Origin of the sequence: Microcoleus sp. T3_D1 (assembly GCF_036700405.1) — a bacterium.
Lineage (GTDB): Bacteria > Cyanobacteriota > Cyanobacteriia > Cyanobacteriales > Microcoleaceae > Microcoleus.
The window spans coordinates 132,890-156,118 of record NZ_JAUBOV010000004.1 but is presented as its reverse complement, the minus strand read 5'-3'; the positions used below and the strand labels follow the sequence as shown (position 1 = coordinate 156,118).

19 protein-coding genes are annotated in these 23,229 nt (G+C 44.5%); 16 read left to right on the top strand and 3 right to left on the bottom strand.

Going from position 1 to position 23,229, the window contains the following annotated elements:
• The 7 genes from QT992_RS03970 to QT992_RS03940 form a co-directional block, all read left to right on the top strand.
• On the top strand, nt 1-2,450 hold a 2,450-nt coding region (locus QT992_RS03970), incomplete at its 5' end, for a PAS domain S-box protein (protein ID WP_333335243.1).
• Nucleotides 2,447-3,823, top strand: a complete 1,377-nt coding sequence (locus QT992_RS03965) for a response regulator (protein ID WP_333335240.1) — start codon at nt 2,447-2,449, stop codon at nt 3,821-3,823. The genes QT992_RS03970 and QT992_RS03965, both read left to right, overlap by 4 nt.
• 286 nt (nt 3,824-4,109) lie before the next feature.
• Nucleotides 4,110-5,123, top strand: coding sequence for a poly(ethylene terephthalate) hydrolase family protein (locus QT992_RS03960; RefSeq protein ID WP_333316112.1), 1,014 nt, complete (start codon nt 4,110-4,112; stop codon nt 5,121-5,123).
• Nucleotides 5,124-5,614: 491 nt separating this feature from the next.
• Nucleotides 5,615-7,186 carry an NAD(P)H-quinone oxidoreductase subunit N gene (locus QT992_RS03955; protein WP_333335250.1) on the top strand — a complete coding sequence of 524 codons (1,572 nt, stop codon included), beginning with the start codon at nt 5,615-5,617 and terminating at the stop codon, nt 7,184-7,186.
• A gap of 266 nt (nt 7,187-7,452) precedes the next feature.
• Nucleotides 7,453-8,502 carry a Uma2 family endonuclease gene (locus QT992_RS03950; protein ID WP_333316110.1) on the top strand — a complete coding sequence of 350 codons (1,050 nt, stop codon included), beginning with the start codon at nt 7,453-7,455 and terminating at the stop codon, nt 8,500-8,502.
• A gap of 111 nt (nt 8,503-8,613) precedes the next feature.
• The gene (locus QT992_RS03945) at nt 8,614-10,233 is read left to right on the top strand and encodes a cyclic peptide export ABC transporter (protein WP_333316108.1); all 1,620 of its coding nucleotides are present in this window, start codon (nt 8,614-8,616) and stop codon (nt 10,231-10,233) included.
• Entirely contained in the window at nt 10,214-10,666 is a 453-nt protein-coding gene (locus QT992_RS03940; RefSeq protein WP_333335236.1) for a GNAT family N-acetyltransferase, read from the top strand. The genes QT992_RS03945 and QT992_RS03940 overlap by 20 nt, the downstream gene beginning before the upstream one ends.
• A 2-nt stretch (nt 10,667-10,668) precedes the next feature.
• Here the strand turns inward: QT992_RS03940 and QT992_RS03935 are convergent, their stop codons facing one another.
• On the bottom strand, nt 10,669-11,028 hold the full coding sequence (locus QT992_RS03935) for a Spx/MgsR family RNA polymerase-binding regulatory protein (protein ID WP_333316105.1): 360 nt from the start codon (nt 11,026-11,028) through the stop codon (nt 10,669-10,671).
• 99 nt (nt 11,029-11,127) lie between these two features.
• Nucleotides 11,128-11,571: a DUF4332 domain-containing protein gene (locus QT992_RS03930; protein ID WP_333316103.1), complete on the bottom strand. Its 444-nt coding sequence runs from the start codon at nt 11,569-11,571 to the stop codon at nt 11,128-11,130.
• A 69-nt stretch (nt 11,572-11,640) separates the two neighbouring features.
• Between QT992_RS03930 and QT992_RS03925 the strand changes: the two genes are divergently transcribed.
• From QT992_RS03925 to QT992_RS03885, 9 genes are all read left to right on the top strand, one after another.
• Nucleotides 11,641-11,853, top strand: a complete 213-nt coding sequence (locus tag QT992_RS03925) for a hypothetical protein (protein ID WP_333200791.1) — start codon at nt 11,641-11,643, stop codon at nt 11,851-11,853.
• A 116-nt stretch (nt 11,854-11,969) separates the two neighbouring features.
• On the top strand, nt 11,970-13,358 hold the full coding sequence (locus QT992_RS03920; RefSeq protein ID WP_333316101.1) for an aminopeptidase P family protein: 1,389 nt from the start codon (nt 11,970-11,972) through the stop codon (nt 13,356-13,358).
• Between the two features lie 398 nt (nt 13,359-13,756).
• The gene (locus QT992_RS03915; RefSeq protein WP_333316099.1) at nt 13,757-15,325 is read left to right on the top strand and encodes an adenylate/guanylate cyclase domain-containing protein; all 1,569 of its coding nucleotides are present in this window, start codon (nt 13,757-13,759) and stop codon (nt 15,323-15,325) included.
• Nucleotides 15,326-15,379: 54 nt separating this feature from the next.
• On the top strand, nt 15,380-15,865 hold the full coding sequence (locus tag QT992_RS03910; protein ID WP_333316097.1) for a helix-turn-helix domain-containing protein: 486 nt from the start codon (nt 15,380-15,382) through the stop codon (nt 15,863-15,865).
• Between the two features lie 227 nt (nt 15,866-16,092).
• Complete coding sequence (locus QT992_RS03905) at nt 16,093-17,076, top strand: GntR family transcriptional regulator (RefSeq protein WP_333144854.1); 984 nt, start codon at nt 16,093-16,095, stop codon at nt 17,074-17,076.
• Nucleotides 17,077-17,232: 156 nt separating this feature from the next.
• A complete protein-coding gene (locus QT992_RS03900) occupies nt 17,233-17,907 on the top strand; it encodes a nitroreductase family protein (RefSeq protein WP_333316095.1) in 675 nt (224 codons plus the stop codon).
• A gap of 288 nt (nt 17,908-18,195) precedes the next feature.
• A complete protein-coding gene (locus QT992_RS03895) occupies nt 18,196-20,085 on the top strand; it encodes a hypothetical protein (protein WP_333316093.1) in 1,890 nt (629 codons plus the stop codon).
• 169 nt (nt 20,086-20,254) lie between these two features.
• A complete protein-coding gene (locus QT992_RS03890) occupies nt 20,255-21,388 on the top strand; it encodes an AAA family ATPase (RefSeq protein WP_333316091.1) in 1,134 nt (377 codons plus the stop codon).
• On the top strand, nt 21,366-22,160 hold the full coding sequence (locus QT992_RS03885) for a hypothetical protein (RefSeq protein WP_333376583.1): 795 nt from the start codon (nt 21,366-21,368) through the stop codon (nt 22,158-22,160). The genes QT992_RS03890 and QT992_RS03885 overlap by 23 nt, the downstream gene beginning before the upstream one ends.
• A gap of 162 nt (nt 22,161-22,322) precedes the next feature.
• On the opposite strand, the gene QT992_RS03880 is transcribed toward QT992_RS03885, so the two are convergent.
• The gene (locus tag QT992_RS03880; protein WP_333164777.1) at nt 22,323-23,102 is read right to left on the bottom strand and encodes an ABC transporter permease; all 780 of its coding nucleotides are present in this window, start codon (nt 23,100-23,102) and stop codon (nt 22,323-22,325) included.
• Nucleotides 23,103-23,229: the final 127 nt, after the last annotated feature.

Here is a 23,229-nt window from a genome sequence, read left to right as displayed (position 1 = left end):
AGCTGACAGGCATTCTTTATTTGGAAAATAACCTGACTGAAGGGGCTTTTACTACCGATCGCCTAGAATTGTTAAAAATTTTATCTGCCCAAATTGCTATTTCCATTGAGAATGCTCAACTTTACGATCAATTAGGGGAATACTCCCGAACGCTGGAACGTAAGGTTATAGAAAGAACGCAAGAATTGCAACAGGAAATCGCTGTTAGAATGCAGACAGAAATAGCCTTGGGCAAGTCTGAGGAAAAGTTTTCTACAGCCTTTCGTTCCAGTCCTAACCCGATCGCGATCGCCCGCTTCGCAGATGGACGCTACATCGAAGTGAACGACAGTTTCCTCAGCACTTTTAGTTACTCTCGCGAACAGGTAATTGGTTTTACAGCAATTGAGTTGAATTTTTGGGTTAATTTAGAAGAATGTGACAGATACAAACAGCTATTGCAAGAATCAGGAGTGCTTCGCAATCAGGAATTTGATTGTCGTACTTCCGCAGGCGAGGTGAGGAAGATGCTGGTATCAGCAGATATTATTGAGCTGGGTGGAGAAGCGTGTATTCTCTTAGTCACTAACGACATTACCGATCGTCAAAGGGTAGAAGAAGCGCTCAAAGAAAGCGAGGCTAAATACCGTGACTTAGTTGAAACATCGCAGGATATGATTTGGTCACTTGATGCTGAAGGGCGTTATACCTTCGTCAACGCTGCCGTCCAACAGATTTTTGGCTACTGCCCTGAAGAAATGATAGGGCGAAAATTCAGTGATTTTCAGCTACCTGAACAACTTCCCAAAGATAACGAGATATTCCAACGTATGCTGAAGGGAGAGTCCGTATTTCAGTATGAAACTATACAATTAGCTAAAGATAGTAGACCTATCAATCTCCGGTTTAATTCAATTGTAGTGCGGGATTCCGAGGGAAATATTTTAGGAATAACTGGCACAGCAAGCGATATTACGGAAAGTAAAAAAGCAGAGGCAGCCTTACAACAAGCCAAAGAAGTAGCAGATGCGGCTAACAAGGCTAAAAGCGAATTTTTATCAAAAATGAGTCACGAACTGCGAACTCCCCTCAATGCAATTCTCGGCTTTACCCAAGTGTTAGCCCGCGACTCATCCCTTTCTCGCATACAGCAGGGACAGATAGGCATCATTAGTCGTTCTGGGGAGCATTTGCTGACGCTGATTAATGACGTGCTGGAAATGTCTAAAATCGAGGCAGGTCGGATTACCTTAAATCCTACTAGCTTTGACCTGTATCATTTGCTCCATTCTCTCGAAGAGATGCTCAAACTCAAAGCTGATTCTAAAGATTTACAGCTCATTTGGCACATCAATTCTAACATTCCGCAGTATGTAAAAACTGACGAAAGTAAATTGCGTCAAGTCTTAATTAATCTGTTAGGAAATGCGATAAAGTTTACTACGAAGGGAAGTGTAACGCTTCGGGTTGCAGCCATTAGTGCGAAACAAAAGTCCCCAACAGACAACGAACCACGGACTATTACGTTTGAAGTGGAAGACACTGGTTACGGCATTGCTCCTACTGAGCTAGATTCTCTATTTAAGGCTTTTGTGCAAACGGACGCCGGTCGGAAATCTCAAGAAGGAACAGGCTTGGGTTTACCCATCAGCAGACAATTCGTACAACTGATGGGAGGAGACATTACCGTCAGCAGTACCTTGAATCGAGGAACAATTTTTAGTTTTGATATCCAAATTAGCTCCCCTGAGATGGCTGAAGTTCAACCTCGACAATCAAAAAGGCGGGTAATTGGTTTAGAACCCAACCAACCCTCATATCGCATCTTGGTGGTTGATGATAAATGGGAGAGCCGTTTGCTATTGGTTCATCTTCTCAAACCGCTTGGGTTGGAGGTGTGCGAAGCAGTAAATGGTCAAGAAGCTATTAGCATCTGGGAAACTTGGAAACCTCACCTAATTTGGATGGATATGGAAATGCCTGTGATAGACGGGTATGAGGCAACCAGACAAATTAAAGCCAAGATGCAAGATGAGGCTACCCCGATTGTTGCGTTGACCGCTAGCGCTTTTGAGGAAGAGCGAGCCATTGTTTTATCATCAGGCTGTGACGATTTTGTGAGCAAGCCTTTCCAAGAAGAAATTATTTTTGCCAAAATGGCGGAACATTTAGGGGTACAGTATATTTATGAAGATTTACCGAACTTTACATTATCTCAGCTTGAGGGTCAAGACTTGAGTGTAAAAGAAGGGGAAAAAACGGGAAATTTAAGGACTACTTTGGCGACAATGCCTGCGGAGTGGGTGATACAGTTACATCAAGGAGCTATCGATGCTGATGCAGAGCTGATTTTAAGTTTGGTCGCCGCAATCCCCGAATCTAATACTTCTTTCGCGGAGACCATCGCTGATTGGGCTAACAACTTTCGTTTTGATAAAATTACTAACTTAACTGAAGAAATGATTCCATGAGCAGTCATCAATTAAAATCTCATTTAGCCAATCTTTTAGTGGTTGACGATACCCCAGACAACCTGCGTCTTTTATCCACTATGCTGAGCGACAAAGGATATAAAGTTCGGGGCGTAATAAACGGGGATATGGCCTTAAAAGCAGCGCGTTCTACCCCACCCGATTTGATTTTGCTCGACATCACGATGCCCCAGATGAATGGCTACGAAGTTTGCCAACATTTAAAAGCGGATGGCAGAACTTCGGGTATTCCAGTTATTTTCTTGAGCGCCCTAGATCGAGTGTTGGATAAAGTCAAAGCATTTGCTGTGGGAGGAGTAGACTACATCACCAAGCCATTTCATTTAGAAGAAGTTTTAGCTCGTGTCGAAAATCAACTAACTATTCAGCGTTTGCAAAAAAAATTGCACGAGCAAAATGCGCGATTGCAGGAGTCCGAGGCTAAAGAGCGAGAGAAAGCCCAAGAACTAGAGCTGGCTCTACAACAGTTACAAAATGCACAAGCTCAACTCATCCAAAGCGAGAAAATGTCAAGTTTAGGGAATGTCGTAGCAGGGGTAGCTCACGAAATTAACAATCCGATTAGCTTCATTAAAGGGAACCTCTCGCCCGTAAGGGAGTACACTGAAGATTTGCTGAGGCTGGTGCAACTCTACGCAGAAGATTTCCCCAATCCCACAGCAGCTATCCAGGAACAACTGGAGGCAATCGATTTCACTTTTCTCAGGAATGACTTGCCGAAGCTAATTGCTTCTATGAGCATAGGAGCTGACCGAATCGGAGAAATAGTGCAATCGCTGCGGAATTTTTCCCGACTTGATGAATCTGATTTGAAAGCGGTGGATATCCATGAAGGACTTGAGAGTACGCTGATGATTTTGCAGCATCGGCTGAAAGCTGAAGCAGATCAAACGATAATTAAAGTGGTAAAAGAGTATGAGGCTCTGCCAACAATAGAATGCTTCGCTGGGCGAATGAATCAGGTTTTTATGAACGTCCTGACTAATGCGATTGATGCGTTGCAATCCCCAAAACGTTGGGGAAATGACGTAGATGATAGCAGATCCATCCCTACTATTACTATTTGCACCAAGTTACTCTCCGACTTTCAAGTGGGTATTTATATTACTGATAATGGGCCCGGCATAACCGAAGATATTCAACAACGCATATTTGAGCCATTTTTTACAACGAAGGAAGTGGGCAAAGGAAAGGGTTTGGGGTTATCGATTAGCTATGCTATCGTAGTGGGCGAGCACGGCGGGCAACTCCGTTGTCTTTCGGTACCGGCTCAAGGGGCGACATTAGCCATCGAAATTCCGATTCACTACTCTAAAAAACGTTTTTATAAAAAAGATTTGGTCGGGTTATAAGCCACACTAAAATAAAAGTAGTCAAAAAGGGTGTCAAATCGTGAATCGTGTTTATTTAGGAGTCATATCATGTCCGATCGATTAACCATAATATCCCGGTCGGGGCGGGTTTTTGAGATGGTCAATTATTGGCAGGTATTGTGGGTGAACCCGCCCCTACAAAAATTGCGATCGAGGGGACATGATATCATTATGATTTGCAATTTTTACACAATTTTCCCTTAATGGCAAGTCGCCAAATTGCTTTTTTTTAGTAGCTTATGCACGCACTCTCAAACCCAAAATAATGATGAATTTAAACCAGGATCTTTTTTCAGTAAAAACCCTAGCAATTGTTTGTGTAATTGCTGCGTTGGTTATCCTTGGGGGAAAAGTCTTTGCCACAACAATCGATTATGCACCGCCATTTAAAGAAAGTACCTTTTACAGTACGACTATATCGGCTAATAAAGATTTAGCTGATATTTATTATCCTAAACCATCCGATCTTAATTCCGGTAATTACTCTTTCCCCATTGTACTTTTATTGCAAGGTGTGCTTGTAGATAAATCATTTTATTCAGATTACGCTAGCCATGTGGCGCGGTACGGCTTTGTGGTAGTCGTTCCGAACCATTTGCGCCCTTCGCCCTTCAATCCCACTTCACCGCCTAATTTGGCGTCGGAAACTTCGCAAATTGCGGCGGTTTTGTCGCAAATGGCGATCGAAAACACAAAGCCCACATCCCCGATCGCGTCTGTTATCGATACGCAGCGCCTTGGTTTATTGGGTCATTCTTTTGGTGGTGCAGTGGGGTTATCGGTGATTGCTAACAAATGTCTCCCAGAATTGTATTTGTGTCAAGAGCCATTTACGCGCCCGAAAGAACTATTAGCGGCTGCATTTTTTGGAGCTAACTTGCGGAATCCTATTGCTAATGAATTTGTACGCATCGCTAATGATGGCATTGCAGTGGCGTTGATTCAAGGATCTATCGATGGTGTCGCCCTGCCCGATCGATCTCAAAGCACCTTTGACCAAATTCAAACACCACCCAAAGCTTTGATTACTGTTATGGGTGCAAATCACTTCGGCATCACCGATGTTAATAACCCCCCTGGTGCGAACCCCGATCGCAATACTGCTACCTTAGAGCGAGCCGTGGGTATTGAAACGATCGCCCGTTGGAGCGCCCTGTTTTTGCGGGCAAATATGCTTAAAGATCGATCGGCATTTGATTATATTTACTCTCAAGGTGACGCCCTCGATCCGAATGTCCGTGTTACCACCGTTGCAGTTCCCAAACCATCTTCTAAGTAGCTCCACCTAAAAAAACGTAAGATAGATTAAGGCTAATAGATAGTGTGTCTACATTTAATCGTATACTGGAGGTCAATCGATTTTAGATTTTAGATTTTAGATTTTAGAATTGAAGAATTGAAGAATTGACCCCACGGATAAATTCGGGGGCTCCTTTATCGGATACAGGTTTTTTATTTCTGGACGGATGAATCCGGGGGCTTGTATCCTGGATGCTTTCGGTTATGCCACATTACTGGTTTCACTTTCTACATTGTGCCAGTTATGGTCGATCGCGACTCTCGTCCCAGGTGACATCAGGCGGCAATCTCTACAATGCCCGCAAATGTATGCAAAACCGCTACCGAGTATCAACTCTCCGGCAACAAACACTCGCCCAATTGGGATCGCGAAGCTGTAATCCGCTACAATCTGTGTTTGGTAAAGAATTTTTACAAGTTCACAGCCCTTTACAGCCTTTGCGGCTTGTACTACCCAACCTGCCTGAAAATATGGATTTTGCTACTCTTGCTGCCCAGCTAAATGCTGGAACTATCTTGCCAGAGGGAATTGTCATCCTCACCCTCTTGGTGGTTCTCGTCGGCGATTTAATCGTAGGCCGCAGTTCCTCGGGTTGGACTCCCTACGTTGCCGTTGCGGGTTTGCTGGCCGCCGTCGCTGCCTTGTGTTTGCAGTGGGATAACACGGATACCATCTCGTTTCTGGGCGGTTTTAACAGCGATGCCTTGAGTTTAGTGTTTCGCGGAATTATCGCTTTGAGTACGGCTGTCACTATTTTGATATCCGTCCGCTATGTACTGCAAACGGGTACTGCTTTAGCGGAATTTATCGGCATTTTGCTGACCGCTACTTTGGGGGGAATGTTCCTCAGCGGCGCTGATGAATTGGTGATGATTTTTATTTCGTTGGAAACTCTGAGTATCTCGTCTTATTTGCTGACGGGTTACACAAAACGCGACCCGCGTTCCAATGAAGCTGCTTTGAAATATTTGTTAATTGGGTCGTCTTCTTCGGCGGTGTTTCTCTACGGGCTGTCGCTGCTGTACGGGTTGTCTGGTGGCGAAACTAAGCTGAGTGCGATCGCGGCTAACCTTTCTACTGTGAATGAAGGTCAATCTCTCGGTTTGGTGATTGCTTTGGTTTTTGCGATCGCCGGAATCGCCTTCAAAATCTCTGCCGTTCCCTTTCACCAGTGGACTCCTGACGTTTACGAAGGTTCTCCTACACCCGTTGTTGCCTTCCTTTCTGTCGGTTCCAAAGCAGCAGGTTTTGCCCTAGCAATCCGCTTGTTAACAACTGCTTTCCCCGCACTTATCGAACAGTGGCAGTTCGTGTTCACGGCCTTAGCCATTCTCAGCATGGTGTTGGGAAATGTGGTTGCCCTCGCCCAGACTAGCATGAAGCGGCTTTTGGCTTATTCGTCGATCGCCCAAGCCGGTTTTGTAATGCTGGGTTTGATTGCAGGAACCGAAGCCGGTTACTCCAGCATGATATTTTATATGTTGGTTTACCTGTTTATGAACTTGGGTGCTTTCGCCTGCATCATCCTGTTCTCGCTGCGGACTGGAACCGACCAAATTAGCGAATACTCGGGTTTGTACCAAAAAGACCCGCTGTTAACTTTAGCCTTAAGTATTTGCCTGCTTTCTCTCGGCGGAATTCCGCCCCTGGCTGGATTTTTTGGCAAAATCTATCTGTTCTGGGCTGGCTGGCAAGCAGGACTTTACGGCTTAGTTATTCTGGGATTAATTACCAGCGTAGTTTCGATTTACTACTACATCCGCGTTGTCAAGATGATGGTAGTAAAAGAACCTCAAGAAATGTCAGACGCGGTGAAAAATTATCCCGAAGTTCGCTGGAACCTTCAGGGAATGCGGCCTTTGCAAGTCAGTGTTGTACTCACTTTGGTGGCGACAACATTGGCGGGAATTTTGTCAAACCCTTTGTTTAATTTGGCTAATGATGCTGTTACCAAAACTCCCATGTTGCAGTCGGCTTTGAGTCATGTGCAACCTGTTGTGGGTGCGAAAATTGACTCGAATTTGGTGTCTCGCCGGGATTAATTTTTCCTGGTTTTGAAATAGTGGAAAACGCCTGACTCTTTGCAGTTGGGCGTTTCTTTTTTGTTGTGATATACTTAGGACTAATGCCAACTGGGGACTATCGACTTGTAGGGTGCGTCAGACTTTCATTATCAACGGGTAATCAAGAGTTTACGCTCTGACGCACCTTACTAATTATGACACTTGCGTAACTCCTGATACTGTTAATTATGATTTTTAAGCGCAGATTAACGCAGATTAACGCAGAGAAAAGTGGGTAATTGAGAATGACTAAAGAACACCTATACCGCATCAACACTGTTTGGACTGGTGCCAGTCAAGGTTCTACTTCATCTTACGACGCTTATTCTCGTGAGTATGCCATCAATATTGAGGGTAAGCCGCCATTTGTGGGTTCGGCAGACCCGACTTTTCGGGGCGATGCTTCTCTGTACAATCCCGAAGATTTGTTGTTGATGGCACTGTCAGCTTGTCATATGTTGAGCTATCTTGCTTTGTGCGCTCGTGCTGGCATTCGGGTAGTCTCTTACTCGGATGCAGCGACGGGCAAGATGGCACAAAAGGATGGAAAGATTCGGTTTACCGAGGTAATTTTGCATCCGCTGGTAACAATCGAAGCTGGTGACGATTTGGAAAAAGCCCGCAGTTTGCACGACAACGCACATCATGTTTGTTTTATTGCTAATTCGGTGAATTTTCCAGTGCTGCATGAGGCAAAAATGCTAGTAAAAAATCAGCCCAACAAGTTTTATACTGCAGATGAGTATCGAAAGTTAGAGGAAACTGCCGAGTTTATAAATGAATACCGCGATGGAGAAATTGTACCAATTGCAGGCAGCACGATTAATCGCAGCCAGATTAAAGGCAATATCTGTGCTGGTTTGCATACTGCTTTGCGGGGGAAGAATGCAAAAGTATTTATCAGCGGTTTGCGGTTGTGGATTCCTCGGTACCGACGCGGAACTTACCCGGATGTGATGGTGATTGAAGGGGAGCCAGTTTTTACCGAGGGGCGCAGTGATGAGATCCTCAATCCGATGCTCATCGTGGAAGTGCTTTCTAAGTCTACCAAAAATTTTGATCCGGAGGATAAGTTTCGGTTTTATCGATCGATCCCTGAATTCCGTGAATATGTGTTAGTCAATCAATCTGAGTTTTTAGTCGCACAATATATTAAAACAGAATCAAATGAATGGTTGTTTCGGGAATATGAGGGAGAATCAGCAATAGTTTCTTTTGCTTCTGTGGGAGTGCAAATTTCTATGACTGATATTTATGAGTTGGTTGCATTTGAGATGTCCCCACATTCTCAATAAGCCTTTTATGAACAGGCTTTTCGGCCTGTTCCACAAGAAAATTAACTGTTTGTGGAACAGGCCGAAAAGCCTGTTCTTGAAAGCAGATAAGAATTATTATAGAGGTAAAGGATGAATGTAATTTGGTTACTGTTAAAAGCTTCTTGGTTAAATGTTTCCATTGCCATACTCACAGGCTTAATCAGCGGCGGTTGCAGCGCTATGTTAATTTCCCTAATTAATCGGGCAATCAGCGACAATTCCAATGCTAATTTAGTCTGGTATTTTGCGGGATTAGCAATCTTGGCTCTTTTGAGTGGCTTTGTCTCCCAATTTTTGTTAATCTACCTTTCTCAAGAAGCTGTTTACAATCTGCGGCTGAGTTTGAGCCGTGGCATTTTGTCTACTCCTTTGCGGAATTTGGAAGAGTTGGGCGCTAACCGCTTGCTGGCAACTCTCACAGATGATGTGGGAACGCTTTCTAATACTATATTTTTAATTCCTTTTCTATGTGTTGATATCGCCGTTGTCGTGGGCTGCTTAACTTATTTAAGCACGATTTCTGGGACGGTTTTTGTGGTTGTCTTTGGTTTTCTGGTGCTGATGATTGGCACGGTGCAGTTGTTGCTCAGCAAAATGCGGAAATTCTTCGATTTAGCCAGAGAAGAACAAGATATATTGTTTAAGCATTTTCGCAGTATTACTGATGGAATTAAGGAACTTAAACTGCATTCCTTGCGCCGCCAAGAATTTTTTACCGAACAATTGCAGGTGAGTGCTGATGCTTCCCGCGATTATAACGTGACTGCTTTGAATACTGGTGCAGTTGCGATTGGAGTTGGGCAGTTGCTGTTTTTTATGCTGATGGGTTTGCTGCTGTTTGGTTTACCCAAATTTGTGCCTGTTTCTACTCCGGTTTTGTCAGCTTACATTCTGACAAGTACCTATTTGATGTCTCCGTTTAACAATATTTTGCAAAGGTTGCCGGCGATTTTTCGGGCTAATACTTCTGTGGAAAAGATAGAGAGGATGGGATTGGCTTTGGCGAGTCAAGCTGAGATAAATTCAACGGTTAAACTGTTTCAAACTGCTGAGTGGGAGACGCTGGAGTTAAATCGAGTAATTCACAGCTATCCGGGAGAAAAAGAAGACAGCAATTTTAGTTTGGGCGAGCTGAATTTGAAGTTTCATCCGGGTCAATTGGTGTTTATAATTGGCGGGAATGGCAGCGGTAAGTCTACTTTAGCTAAGTTAATCACTGGTTTGTACATTCCTGAATCGGGAGAAATTCTCCTAGATGGTCAGCCAATTACTGATGAGAATCGTGAGTGGTACAGGCAGAATTTTTCGGCAATTTTTTCGGATTTTTATCTGTTTGAAAGGCTTTTGGGGATGACTAATCACGATTTGGACAAGCAGGCTGCTGAATATTTGCGAGAGTTTCATTTGGAGAATAAAGTTCAGGTGAAAGATGGAGTTTTGTCAACTACGGCTTTGTCTCAGGGACAGCGAAAGCGGCTGGCTTTGCTGACGGCGTATTTGGAAGATAGACCGATTTATTTGTTTGATGAATGGGCTTCGGATCAAGACCCGTTTTTCCGGGATATTTTTTACAAGCAGTTGCTACCGGAGTTGAAGCGGCGGGGGAAAACGGTGTTTGTGATTAGTCACGACGATCGCTATTTTGATATTGCCGATCGCGCCATTAAACTAGATTACGGTAAAGTAGAGTATGACCGATCAAATGGATAAGTACCGAATTGTCGAAACTTTGACCGAAAGCCAGGTTTCCGACTTGATGGATTTGTACAAAAACGAGTTTTGGAGCGACAAGCGGACGCGGGAAGATGTGGTGAAAATGCTGGCGGCAACTGATGTTATCATTGGTTTTGTCGATGAGAGCGATTCCCTGCGGGATAGCTACGCTTCACGACTAATTGGCATTACCCGCGTCATTACCGATTTTGTCTACAGAGCGATGATTTTTGATGTCATTATCAAGCCTACACACAGAAAAATGGGACTGGGTGCGAAGTTGATGGATGCAGTTTTAAATCATCCCAAATTGCAAACTGTCGAGCATTTTTATCTTAATTGTTTGCCGAACATGATGCCGTTTTACGAGCGTTGGGGTTTCTCCGATGACGTGGGCGAACTTAAGTTTTTGCGGCGAACAACAGGCTGAACTCAGCCCTTTGAAAGCCCCAATCTTTCTAGAATTACGTCTTCTTTGAAACCCACTAAAACAGCCGTTCCATCTTTAACGAAAAGAGGACGTTTCAGCAGCATCACATCCTTAGCAAAAGCCTCTACCCAATCTTCGCTAGTCCAATTGTTCTTGTCATCGCCCAAAGCGCGGTAAGATTGACCGGAAGTATTTCGCATGGGTTGAAAACCCAAAGCAGCTACCCAGCTTTGAATTGTTTCGCGAGTCGGCGGCTGTTCTTTTGTGTTAATGAACTCGTAATTAACATCGCTATCTTTGAGCCACTGGAAAGCTTTTTTGCAGGTGCCGCAGTTCGGGATTCCGTAAACTTGAATTGACATAATAATGATTGTTGATTGTTGACTGTTGACTGTTGACTGTTGACTGTTGGCTGTTTCCTAATAACAACTGACAACTGACAACTGACTACTAACTAATGACTAATCACTACGGACTAATCTAGCTTGTTGAACCCATTTTTGCACGCGATCGACTGAAGGAGTTAAATCATTGCGCTGCATTGTCGCTACGTGCAGCCTTAAAATTTGTTGGTGCAATCTCTCCACGGGCATTTGAGCCAATTGAGCCGGCGAAGCAACGCCGGCGTGAAGTAACAGCCCGCAATACTGACACCCTACACTTGGAATTCGAGCCAAATTTGCCATCGCTACCCATTTATTAACATATTGAATGTTAATCTGTAATTGATTGGCTAGCAACACTTTCGCCGCCTGCGTTTTCGTCAGGCTAATTAGTTGTCCGGTTGTGGTGATGCTGCACTCTTCCAGTTGAGATTGGTTTTCCTTGCTCAATCCCGGTAAATGTGCTATCGGCCAGTCGCGTACTTGCAAGGAACTTTGAGGAGCTTTCTGAGCAGTTTTCATGTTTTTTCAGTGAATTTTACTTATACTTTAAAGTCTAAATTATAAAACAGTCAATAGAGGCGATCGCTCATGTCACAAAATCAACCACAACCAAACAAACGAATTTGGCTGGTGGCGGCTGTTGCCGCCTTGCTGCTAATTGTCGGTGGAGTAGCACTTTCAGCCTTTTTGTCCTCGCGCCCAGACAGCATCCCGGCCCAAGAAAAGCAGGATGATGATGACGACAAAGACGATAAAAAAGACAGCAAGCAAGACGATAGCCAGAAAGAAGATAAAGATTAGACTTTGTGCAAAAATGGCTGCTAATTTTGAAGTCTGGACTTTATTTATTTAATGCCAAGAATTGAATGACTGAAGTCCTTACTGCAAACCCAAGTCTAAATAATCGGTTTTTACCCATGAAAATTACAAACAGCGATAAATTGTTAGCAAATAGTTTACACCTACGGCGCCAAAAACTGGCTCGTTTAATTAATTTTCCGGTAATTTTATGGTCAGGGCGCAGCATTCCTCGCAATTATCCGGCACTTACTTATCCCTTTCGTGCCAGCAGTCACTTTCTATATTTTGCTGGTTTGCCCTTAGAAAATGCTGCCATTCGCTTAGAATCTGGCAAATTAGAATTGTTCTTAGATGACGCACCTGCTAGCAGCACGCTTTGGCACGGAGAAATGCCAAAAAGAGCAGAAATTGCCGAACTAATTGGGGCTGATGCTGCTTTCCCAATGGCCGAATTGAAAGCGCGCTCGACAAATGCAGCAACGATCGCAATTCAGGATTCTTGGACTCAGTTGCAACAGTCTCAAATTCTCGCTCGCCCTCTGGCACCGCCCAACTCGCCAACCGGAATCGACCTAGAATTAACCAAGGCCATCATATCTCTGCGCCTGAGCCACGATGCAGCCAGTTTGGCCGAATTGCGTCAAGCTGCCACTGTCACTGTAGAAGCTCACAAAGCGGGAATGGCGGCAACTCGAAATGCTCAAATTGAAGCAGGGGTGCGCGCTGCAATGGAAAGTGTCATCATCTCCAAAAATATGACCTATGCCTATCCTAGTATCGTTACTGTGCATGGAGAAGTGCTGCACAGCGAACATTATCACAATCCCCTACAAACCGGAGATTTGCTGTTAGCAGATGTCGGTGCAGAAATATCAACGGGATGGGCGGCTGATGTGACTCGCACTTGGCCGGTTTGTGGCAAGTTTTCTCCGACTCAAAGAGCGATTTATGATGTGGTTTTGGCCGCGCACGATGCTTGTATTGATTACATTAGTCCGGGCGTGGAATATCAAGACATTCACCTGTTAGCTGCTCGGATTATGGCGGAAGGATTGGTTGATTTGGGTATTTTGCGGGGCAATGTTGAAGATTTGGTAGAAATGGATGCTCACGCGCTGTTTTTTGTACACGGTATCGGACATTTAATCGGTTTGGATGTTCACGATATGGAAGATTTAGGAGATTTGGCTGGCTATGAAGAAGGAAGAACGAGAAGCAGTCGGTTTGGGTTGGGGTTTTTGCGGTTGAATCGAGTTTTGCGTCCGGGAATGCTGGTATCGATCGAACCGGGATTTTATCAAGTTCCGGCCATCTTAAATAACCCAGATCACCGCGCTAAATATGCAGATATTGTTAAGTGGGAGGAGTTGGAAAAATTTGCAGATGTGCGGGGGATACGCATAGAAGATGATATACTTGTCAGCGAAAAGGGTAGAGAAGTATTGACAGGCGAATTGCCGACAAAAGCTCCAGAGATTGAGGAGTTAGTGGCGGTAAATAAGTAAGTTGAGCCGAGTTCGATCGCACCATTGGTGTCAACTTAACGTCAAACCCAGTTATAGACTGATGTTTGACTATTAAGGCTAGATCCCCCCTAGCCCCCCTTAATAAGGGGGGGACAGGAGTCTTCTCAAAGTCAACCCCTACTCCCCAACAATCAGGGGGATTTAGGGGGATCTAGACTTTACCTAAAAGCGACATTTATCAGGGGTTTCAGGCTTAAGTTGATACCAATTATATCGCACATACGCCGTTACATCAGGTGTGAAAAAAGATAAAGATGAATAAAGGTTGGTCAAGGAATCTTTTGATATTAGTTAAAAAAGTGGTCTTGCAAGTCAGAAAATTCGCTGCAATAATACTTCCACGCAGTGTTCGCAAACCTATATCCTCGCGGCCGCCGATGCAAGCTGCACCTTTGCCCCGCAACGAAGAAGAGAGAGTAGAAGCACTTCACCGCTACAACATTCTCGACACAGAAGCCGAAGCAGCTTTTGATGACCTAACAGCTTTAGCATCTTATATTTGTGGCACTCCGATTGCTTTAGTAAGCTTAATAGATTCTAACCGACAGTGGTTTAAATCAAAAGTTGGTCTGGAAGCGCCCGAAACTCCGAGAGAGTCAGCTTTTTGCGCCCACGCTATTTTAAATCCCAACGAATTGCTAGTTGTACCCAATGCTCTAGATGACGATCGCTTTGTCGGCAATCCGCTAGTAACTTCCGATCCCAATATTCGGTTTTATGCTGGAGCCCCGCTAGTAACTCCTGACGGTTATCCGATCGGCACTTTGTGCGCGATAGATACAGTTCCTCGTAATCTCACCCCACAACAGCTAGAAGCGCTGCGGACTTTAGGACGGCAAATTATTACCCAAATGGAGTTGCGAATAAATATAACTAAATTAAAGCGCGCACAGATCAAGCACAAACAAGTAGAAGAAAAACTCCGTTCGACAGACGAGCAAATTGTCAATTTTTTAGAAGGAATGAGCGATGCTTTTTATGCTTTAGACACCCAGTGGCGATTTACTTACGTCAATTACAAAGCAGCGCAATTTTTGCAGCGCTCGCCGGAAGAACTTTATGGTAAAATTTTTTGGGAAGAGTTTCCAGAATTAGTTAATTCTGATTTTTATGAAGAGTATCATGGAGCAGTAGCGAAACAAGTTGGAGTGAGTTTTGAAAAATATTATCTTCCCTTAAGAGTGTGGTTGGAAGTCCGGGCTTTTCCTAGTCACGACGGGATTTCTGTGTTTTTTCACGACATTTCCAAGCGCAAGAAGATGGAATCTGCACTCAAGAAAGAACAGAGGAAAACTGACGGTTTACTGCTAAATATTTTGCCCGGCCCGATCGTCGATCGGTTGAAGCACGAACCGGGGGTGATTGCAGACAAGTTTGAAAAAGCAACAATTCTTTTTGCTGATTTGGTGAATTTTACCCAAATTTCTACTACAATGTCCGCAACTAAATTAGTGTACTTGCTGAATGAAATTTTCTCAGCTTTTGACCAACTGAGTGAGAAGCACGGCTTAGAAAAAATCAAGACGATCGGGGACGCTTACATGGTAGCAGGCGGCATTCCCATTGAACGCCCCGACCACGCAGAGGCGATCGCCGAAATGGCGCTGGATATGCTAGCAACAATTCAGAAATTAAATGTGAAGCTAGACGCGAAATTTGACCTCCGCATCGGGATTAATAGCGGCCCGGTGGTAGCGGGGGTAATCGGCACTAAAAAATTTATTTACGATTTGTGGGGAAATGCGGTAAATACAGCCAGCCGCATGGAATCTCACGGCATAACAGGTCGCATTCAAGTCAGTCACTATACTTATGATTTGCTGCAGGATAAATATGAATTTGAAGATCGCGGCGAGATCGAGATTAAAGGTAAAGGGCAAATGCGGACTTATTTGCTGACGGGTAGAAAAACAGTAAGCGATCTCAAAATTGCAGAGCTTGACTAAAGTGCCAAATAGTTTGCTAAAATTCTCCCTAGTTGATTATTGAGAGGAAGTTTTGTGTTTGCTATTAAACGAGCGCTCAAACTGAATAACAGAGAAGCGACCGTGATGGCAAAACACGCAGGATTCCGGCGCGTAGTATTTAACTTTGGGCTGAGCTTGCGGACTCAAATGTATAGCGAAGGGAAATTTACCGACTCGAAGGTGATAGGCGAAGTCAAGAAAGTTCTCACCAACTACGTCAAGAAAAAGCCTGAATTTGCTTGGATGAACCAGTTATCTAGTCGAGTTTACCAAAATGCGTTAATCGATCTAAAAGATGCTTTCAATCGTTATCGCTCTGTCCAAGCAGGTCATCCAAAATTCGCCAGCCGCAGAGACAGTCAATCCTTTACAGTCGATTCGTCTAACGGCAAAGTTTTGTTGGTCGCTGGTAGCACCATTAAAATCCCTACGCTGGGAACTTTTCGGCTTGTTGAACCATTAGAATGTGGTTTTATTTCTCAATTGTGTTTAAAAATGGCTTTAGACAAGTTTAGGTAAGTTTTACAAAGCAGTAAATAAAACTAAGACTTGAAAGTACCTGATTGTTGAGGGAAACTCTGCAGGCTGCGATTAATCGCCTCGAAGGCGCGATCGCCCGCTCGGCAGAACGGCTGCAGCAGAGCAGCCAAATAAGATTATGCTATAGACAGAGATATCGCAGCAATCCGAGGCGCGGTACTCGACCTTATAAAAATACTAAGTTGAAGTCGTCGGAGCCTTTAATAATGGTTCAATTTCATATTCAAACCGATAGCGATATTCCAGCATCCACCCAACTATTCAATCAAATCAGGTTTGCGATCGCCTCGCGACAATTTCCGCCCGGACACCGCTTGCCCAGCACCAGACAGCTAGCCATGCAGACGGGTTTGCACCGCAACACCATCAGCAAAGTATACCGCCAGCTCGAAAATACCGGACTCGTAGAAGCCCAAGCAGGATCGGGCATTTACGTCCGCGCCCTAGGCAACGAAGGCGGCAACAAACTCAAATCTCCGATCCTCGAAGAATATCCCCTTGCCAACAAAATAGTGCAAGGAAGTATCGATCAACTGCTGGGACAGGGCTGTACGCTCAACCAAGCGAGGGAATTATTTTTGGCCGAAATTGACTGGCGGCTCAGGTGCAGCGCCCGCGTGGTCGTTACAGCCCCCACAGAAGACATCGGCGTGGGTGAACTGATGGCGAAAGAACTCGAACAAGCTCTCCGCATTCCCATACAGTTAGTGCCGATGGAACAGCTAGGTACTTTTTTGGATCAAATCTCTTCGGGAACTGTGATCACGAGTCGGTATTTTATCGGAGAAGCAGAATCGATTTCGGCACCGCGTTCGGTGCGAGTTATTCCCGTAGACATCTACGACTACAGCCAGGAAATCCAGTTAGTCGGGGGTTTGCCGAAAGACAGTTATTTGGGTCTCGTCAGCCTGAGTCCGGGAATGCTGCGATCGACCGAAGTCATCATCCACAGCATCCGGGGAGAGGATTTGCTGGTAATGACGGCCTTGGTTTCAGACGAGTACAAGATTAACTCGATCGTGCGATCGGCCAGAACAATTTTTTGCGACCAACCGAGTTTTGCTACAGTAAAAGCTGCCATCAATGCGGCTAGAGAAGATATTATTCGTCCCCCGCAACTGATATGCTCCGAAAATTACATCGGATCTAAGTCGATTAATTTGCTCAAGCGCGAGTTGGGCTTGGGGTAAGTCAGTTGACAGTTGACAGTTGACAGTTGATAGTTAGCAGTTAGCAGTTGACGGTTAACCGTTGACCGTTTGCAGTTGATAGTTGTTGTTCTAATTTCCAATAACCAATTCTCAATTCTCGATTACCGATTACCAATTACCAATTACCAATTATCCATGACAATTGAAATCCAACCTTCAATTAATGTTAAAACGGCGATCGAAAGCCGGCGGGCCGCGCGCAGTTTTCAACCCGATCCGATTCCCCCAGCAATATTGGCAGAGATTTTGCGGTTGGGAGTGCGATCGCCCTCTGGTTACAACTTGCAGCCTTGGCGGTTTATCGTACTTCAAGACCCAGCCAGCAAGGAAAAATTAAAAGCTTGCGCCTTCGATCAGCGCCAAGTGGTAGAAGCCCCAGTAGTATTAATCTGTTGTGGCGATCGGCGCGCCACCCAACCCGAAAACACCGAAGCCGTCATCGAATTGGGCAAAACCACAGGCGCAATGAATGACAATTTAGCCGGTTATATGCGACAAGCAATCCCGCAATTGTTCGAGAACCGTCCCTGCTTCGAGTCCCTAGAAACTTGGACAAACAGACATACAATGCTCGCAGTAGCCCACTTAATGATTGCAGCTAAAAGCTTTGGGGTAGACAGTTGTCCGATGGAAGGTTTTGTCAGCGCTAAGGTGAAAGAAGCCTTTCAAATCCCCGAAGAAGTAGATGTTTGCTGTTTGCTGCCGCTTGGTTATGCAGCAGCACCTTTCAAACAATATGGCGGACGTTTTGACGTGACTCAAGTTTATTACAGCGAAAGTTATGGACAGGCTTTGCAAGCTGAGATTTGAGAGTTAAGATTTTGTGGCAACTTGAATTTTAAGAGTTAAGATTTGGAATGAATCAGTGCCAAAGTTCAAACACATCAAAAATCCCGACAGTTCTGCAATCTCAAATCATGTCCGGTCGAGCGACCGGGATTTTTGTAGGGGCCCGTGAGCCAACAATACCTGCCAATAATTGACCATCTCAAAAACCCGCCCAGACCGGGATATTATGGTTAATCGATCGGACATGATATCAAATCTAAAATCCCAAATCTAAAATCGCAAGTGGTGAGATCAGACAGAGGAGAAAATATGACAGCAGCAACGCGACAAAGCAACGCACAAATTCTAGAAGTAAAATTGCAGCAACACTTGCAAGCAGCCGGATTTAAAAACTTACCGCTTTATATTAGTTGTGATTTTCGAGATGAATCTTTAACGGTTGTGGGAGAACACCCGCGCAGTTTAGTTCTCAAAGCCAAACCGACTTTTGCGGTGCTAGAAGCAGCAATTCTCGAAATAGAACCCGAATCTATTCAACAGATTGGACTTTGCCTAAAAATTACCGGGCAAAAACAGCCTTATGCTTTCCATTCTTTTACCATGCACCACCCGGTTTTGTCAAGACCAAAAGCAGTGCTGTTGTTCAAAAAAACCGAGAATCTCCCTGCTGAAGAAACGGGGATAGTCTTAACAGAAAATGTGGCAGATACGGCGGATGTAGAGGAGGAGATACCGTTAGAAACCGATGATAAAGATGCGTGGGATGAAGAATATTTTCCCAATTTGTCTGAGAGTTCCAGCAATTCCGAGCCGATCGCCTTTAGGGTAGCTGCAATCCCGGCAGATATTGCAGACAATCCCTTCAATCCGCTGGATATGGAAGCGGTAACAGTTGCCCCAAAACCCAAGCATTCACCGTTGGCGATGCTGGCTGCTGCAGGAATCATCAGTGTCGCGGCGCTAGTTTTGGCAGGCGGTTATTATATGCTGAGCCGGCCCTGCGTCATCGGAGGATGTAGTGCTTTAGCTAATGCCAAACAGTTGAGCGAGAATTCGACGAAGACGCTGAAAACGTCAAAAGTTGCCAACAGCCCCCAAGAAGCGCAGCGACAGTTAAAACAGGCGATCGCCCTTTTGGAACCGATTCCCTCATGGTCAATTCATCGCGGTGAAGCTCAAAGCGCTCTGGAAAACTACCGTTCGCAAAATCAGAATTTAAACTCTGCGATCGATGCAGCACGCCTCGCACAGTCAGCAGCCCAGAAAACCCAAAATCCGCCTTATTCTGCCGAGGACGGGCAAAAAGCGCAAGCTCTGTGGCAAAGTGCGATCGCCGAACTCGGAGAAATCCCCACAGACAGCCCAGTGTATCCATTTGCTCAGAGAAAAACAAAGGAATACCGGAAGAATGTAGTAACAGGAAATCGGCAGTTAAGCACAGAGAAAAAAGCCGAAAAAACGCTGCTCGCGGCCAAAAATACAGCCCAAATAGCAGAAGCTCGCGAAGCAGTAGCGACTACTGCCGAGACTTGGGATCAAGTGCAAGCAGGTTGGGAAGAATCCCTCGCAATCCTATCAGAAATTCCCACGGGCACGACATCTTACCAACAAGCTAAACTGTTAGTTCCCAAATACGAAACCAAACTTTCAGAAGCTCGCGAGCGCAAAAATGTCGAAGGAATTTCGGAAAATGCGTATACTCAAGCTGTGACTTTAGCAGCGGAAGCTCGAATTTTTGAGGGCAAAAACGCCTGGTTTAAAGCATCAGAATCCTGGCGAAGAGCTTTGAGTTACGCGGAGCAAGTGCCGGCGGCAACTGCCTATTCTCAGAAAGCCCAACCGCTGATCGCTTCCTACAAAACTTCATTGCAGCAAGCAGAAGTAAAGTTACAGGAAGAAAGAAACCTGCAAAAAGCCCGCACCGATTTAGATAGAACTTGCAAAGGCAACCCCAAGATTTGCGACTATACTGTTAGCAAAGATTTGATTGCGGTGCAGATGACTCCAGGTTACGTGCAGAAACTGCAAGAAACTTTCATCCAAGCAAACAACAACAATGCTGTGAAGACTCGCCAAGCTGTAGAAAAGCACGTTCAAACGTTGCAAAAAGCTTTGGAGGCGATCGCCGAAAACGCCAAAATCCCGATGCAGGTGTACGATGGCGAAGGCCAGCGAATTGGGAGTCACGAACCGAAATAAGCTGTTACGGCATTTAATTTTAGTTTTTGGGGCGGGCTAGGAGCAACGCCCCACTCATTGTTTCAAGAAACATGATTGTTACAATTAAATGCGCGCTAACAACTTAGAACATCCGAACACACGCTACAATTTCGGCAATCAAAAAGTATAAAAGGATGTTAGCCATCAAATGCTACAAAAGGTAAAACTTCATAACTTCAAAAGTCATAAAGATACAAAACTTAATTTTGATAGTTCGCGCCTGCACGCACTCGTAGGGCAAAACAGTTCTGGTAAAACATCAGTGTTGCAAGCATTGCATTATCTCAGTCGGCTTGCTAATTCATCATTTGAAAATATTTTTCAGCATGAAATAGCGCCTCAATTTATTACAACAATTGGGCAAGATAATATGTCTGTTACTGCAACTGGTTTTTGGAAAAACCCAGATATAAATAATTGGAAAGCTTCCTATAAATGGAGCGTAGACGTTAATCATGGGTGGGCGTTTAGAGCATCATGGAATGCCAATAAAAACCCGGAATATGAAGTAACCTCTGCACCTTCCTTAATGACTACGGAAGAGCCAATTCAGCAATCTTTGAGAAACGCAGTTCATCTTAAGCTCGTAGCCAGTAATCTTGCTAAAGCAGCTTACAGTGATGCAATTACACCGCGAGTTGAGTTCGATGGTTCCGGGTTAGCACCTACCTTAGACTATCTTCGTAACGAAGCTCCAGATAAATTTCAATCTTTACAGGAAATGTTGAAACGGATTGTACCAGGTGTACGCGAGGTAGGGGTAAGGCGAGCTAAAGTTATGGTGAATCGCCAACGCTTAATCGAAGTCGGTGGAAAGTCTATCTCCTACGAAGAAAGTCAGGAAATGGCAGGGCAAGAAGTTGTCCTAGACATGAATACTGGTAAGCGTATACCAGCCCATGCCATTAGCGAAGGCACAATGCTCACTCTAGGATTATTGACTGTTTTGATGAATACTAATCAACCTAATTTAGTATTACTAGATGATGTTGAACAGGGACTCCATTCAACAGCGCAACGAGAATTAATCGCTGTTTTCAAGGAAATTATTCAAGAAAACAGCAACCTGCAAATTATTTTTTCGACCCATTCTCCTTACATTGTCGATGAACTTATTCCTTCTCAAGTCCACGTATTAAGTAACAACAATTCAGGTGTGACTCGTTGCAAACGATTGGATGAACACCCTGATGTAGAATGGGCAAAACAAACTTTAACCACTGGCGAATTTTGGGATTCGGTGGGGGAAGATTGGGTGGTTGCAGGAGAAAGAAATGATTGAGTTTGTCGTGATTGTAGAAAGTAGCGCAGATGCACGAACCGCTACTAAATTAGCCGATCGCGTTTTAGTAGAAAACATTGATTGGTTAGAACCTGAGATGCTGCAACATCTATTTCACTGGAGTGGTTTAGAAGAAAATACAGAGCATTCTTGCTGGAAAAATATTAGTCATATCATTGAGCGTGAAAAAGAATCAGGATTTCAGCCACCCCGATTTTTACGTCGTAATAAGCCTCGCCAGAAAACATTACAACCTGATGGAGCAAATACTATCAAAATTATTAATTTAGTCAGTTATCTTCAAAAAACACGAAACATTAAAGCACTTCTCTTGATTCGAGATTTAGATAATCAACCTGAACGAAGACAAGGAATTGAGCAAGCACGTTCAGAACACATTAATCGACCACCTAAATTAGAAATTGTTATTGGTACAGCCGAGCGAATGCGGGAAGCTTGGGTTTTGAATGGATTTATTCCATCTAATCAAGACGAAGAACAAATCCTTAAAGAGATAACGACACAATTGAAGTTTAATCCTTGCGAGGAGTCACACAGACTACGCTCTAACTCATTGACAGAACCCGATCGCATTAGAAATCCTAAAGTTGTTGTCGAAAAGCTAACAGGTGGCAAGATGGAGCGCGAACAACAGTGCTGGGAAGACACGCCTCTGGAATATCTGCGAGAAAAAGGTGTTCATACAGGCTTAACAGCCTATATTGATGAAATCGAGGAACGATTAATTCCAATCATTGGATCTGCTGAGTAAGATCAGCCCGATATTCCCTAAACCTGCCCAGACCGGATCTTGTGGTCGATAAAGTCACGGGCGGGGGGGGTTTATGATATTTATCATTTGTATGGGAGATATTGGTGAACCCGCCCCTAGGGTAATCATAATCAATTTACATCTACAATCACCTATTAACAATTACCATTTTATCAATTGTGCATCTTGATTGAAAAACTTCCGGGACAATCCCTCAGTCAACAGCAGAGTAGCGATTACAGTTGCCAGCGCTAACACAAACATAATCAAAATCTGGTAAGATGCTGCATCGAGAGGACTGACACCGCTCAGCATTTGACCTGTCATCATTCCGGGTAAAGTTACTATTCCTACCACCGTCATTGTATTTAACAGCGGGATTAATCCAGCTTTGATCGCATCTTTGCGGTACTGCTTTACTGCTTGCTGCGGCGTCGAACCTAAACTTAAATGGGTTTCTATTTCTAACTGGCTGCTATTAACTGTACTCACAAGTCTTTCGCCCGCGATCGCCCCGGAGTTCATGGCATTGCCCAAAATCATACCCGCTAAAGGAATCAGGTATTGCGGTTCGTACCAAGGGTCAGGTTGCAAAATTAGCAAGTTTGTATAGGCGAGAGTCAAGGCCGTACTGATAAAAATTGAACCCCAAACTAAGGGCAGTAAGTTCTTGATTTTTTTGCTGATGCGGTTGCTGGCAACCATGCTAGCTGTTGTCAGCATGATTGCTAAAACTGCTAAAACCAGCCAAGGATTTTTCCCCTCCGGGTCAAATATGACTGCGAGCACGTACCCGACTAAGATTAGCTGGATCAGGGTGCGCCCCGCGGCGATCGCGATCGCCCCCTCCAATCCCAATCCCTGCCACGCCGAAAGCCCGATCGCGATCGCCACCATCCCCAAAGCCCAACCCAAATCAGTAAAATCTAGCAGAATTAACACCGGCCCACCCTTTCGATAATGTGATTGTTTGCCTGTCCAAATATAAGATATTGCAATAAAGGTTTCTGAGAAACAGTTTTGCTGCAAGAATTTGCTTTGATAATCCTTGAAATTTATGGTGTGAAGA

Coding starts and splice junctions, on each gene's coding strand:
- QT992_RS03920 (WP_333316101.1), top strand. CDS start 11,970: ATGAAAATTACAAACAGCGATAAATTGTTAGCAAATAGTTTACACCTA.
- QT992_RS03915 (WP_333316099.1), top strand. CDS start 13,757: ATGCAAGCTGCACCTTTGCCCCGCAACGAAGAAGAGAGAGTAGAAGCA.
- QT992_RS03955 (WP_333335250.1), top strand. CDS start 5,615: ATGGATTTTGCTACTCTTGCTGCCCAGCTAAATGCTGGAACTATCTTG.
- QT992_RS03935 (WP_333316105.1), bottom strand. CDS start 11,028: ATGTCAATTCAAGTTTACGGAATCCCGAACTGCGGCACCTGCAAAAAA.
- QT992_RS03930 (WP_333316103.1), bottom strand. CDS start 11,571: ATGAAAACTGCTCAGAAAGCTCCTCAAAGTTCCTTGCAAGTACGCGAC.
- QT992_RS03905 (WP_333144854.1), top strand. CDS start 16,093: ATGGTTCAATTTCATATTCAAACCGATAGCGATATTCCAGCATCCACC.
- QT992_RS03945 (WP_333316108.1), top strand. CDS start 8,614: ATGAATGTAATTTGGTTACTGTTAAAAGCTTCTTGGTTAAATGTTTCC.
- QT992_RS03940 (WP_333335236.1), top strand. CDS start 10,214: ATGACCGATCAAATGGATAAGTACCGAATTGTCGAAACTTTGACCGAA.
- QT992_RS03925 (WP_333200791.1), top strand. CDS start 11,641: ATGTCACAAAATCAACCACAACCAAACAAACGAATTTGGCTGGTGGCG.
- QT992_RS03965 (WP_333335240.1), top strand. CDS start 2,447: ATGAGCAGTCATCAATTAAAATCTCATTTAGCCAATCTTTTAGTGGTT.
- QT992_RS03890 (WP_333316091.1), top strand. CDS start 20,255: ATGCTACAAAAGGTAAAACTTCATAACTTCAAAAGTCATAAAGATACA.
- QT992_RS03950 (WP_333316110.1), top strand. CDS start 7,453: ATGACTAAAGAACACCTATACCGCATCAACACTGTTTGGACTGGTGCC.
- QT992_RS03900 (WP_333316095.1), top strand. CDS start 17,233: ATGACAATTGAAATCCAACCTTCAATTAATGTTAAAACGGCGATCGAA.
- QT992_RS03960 (WP_333316112.1), top strand. CDS start 4,110: ATGATGAATTTAAACCAGGATCTTTTTTCAGTAAAAACCCTAGCAATT.
- QT992_RS03895 (WP_333316093.1), top strand. CDS start 18,196: ATGACAGCAGCAACGCGACAAAGCAACGCACAAATTCTAGAAGTAAAA.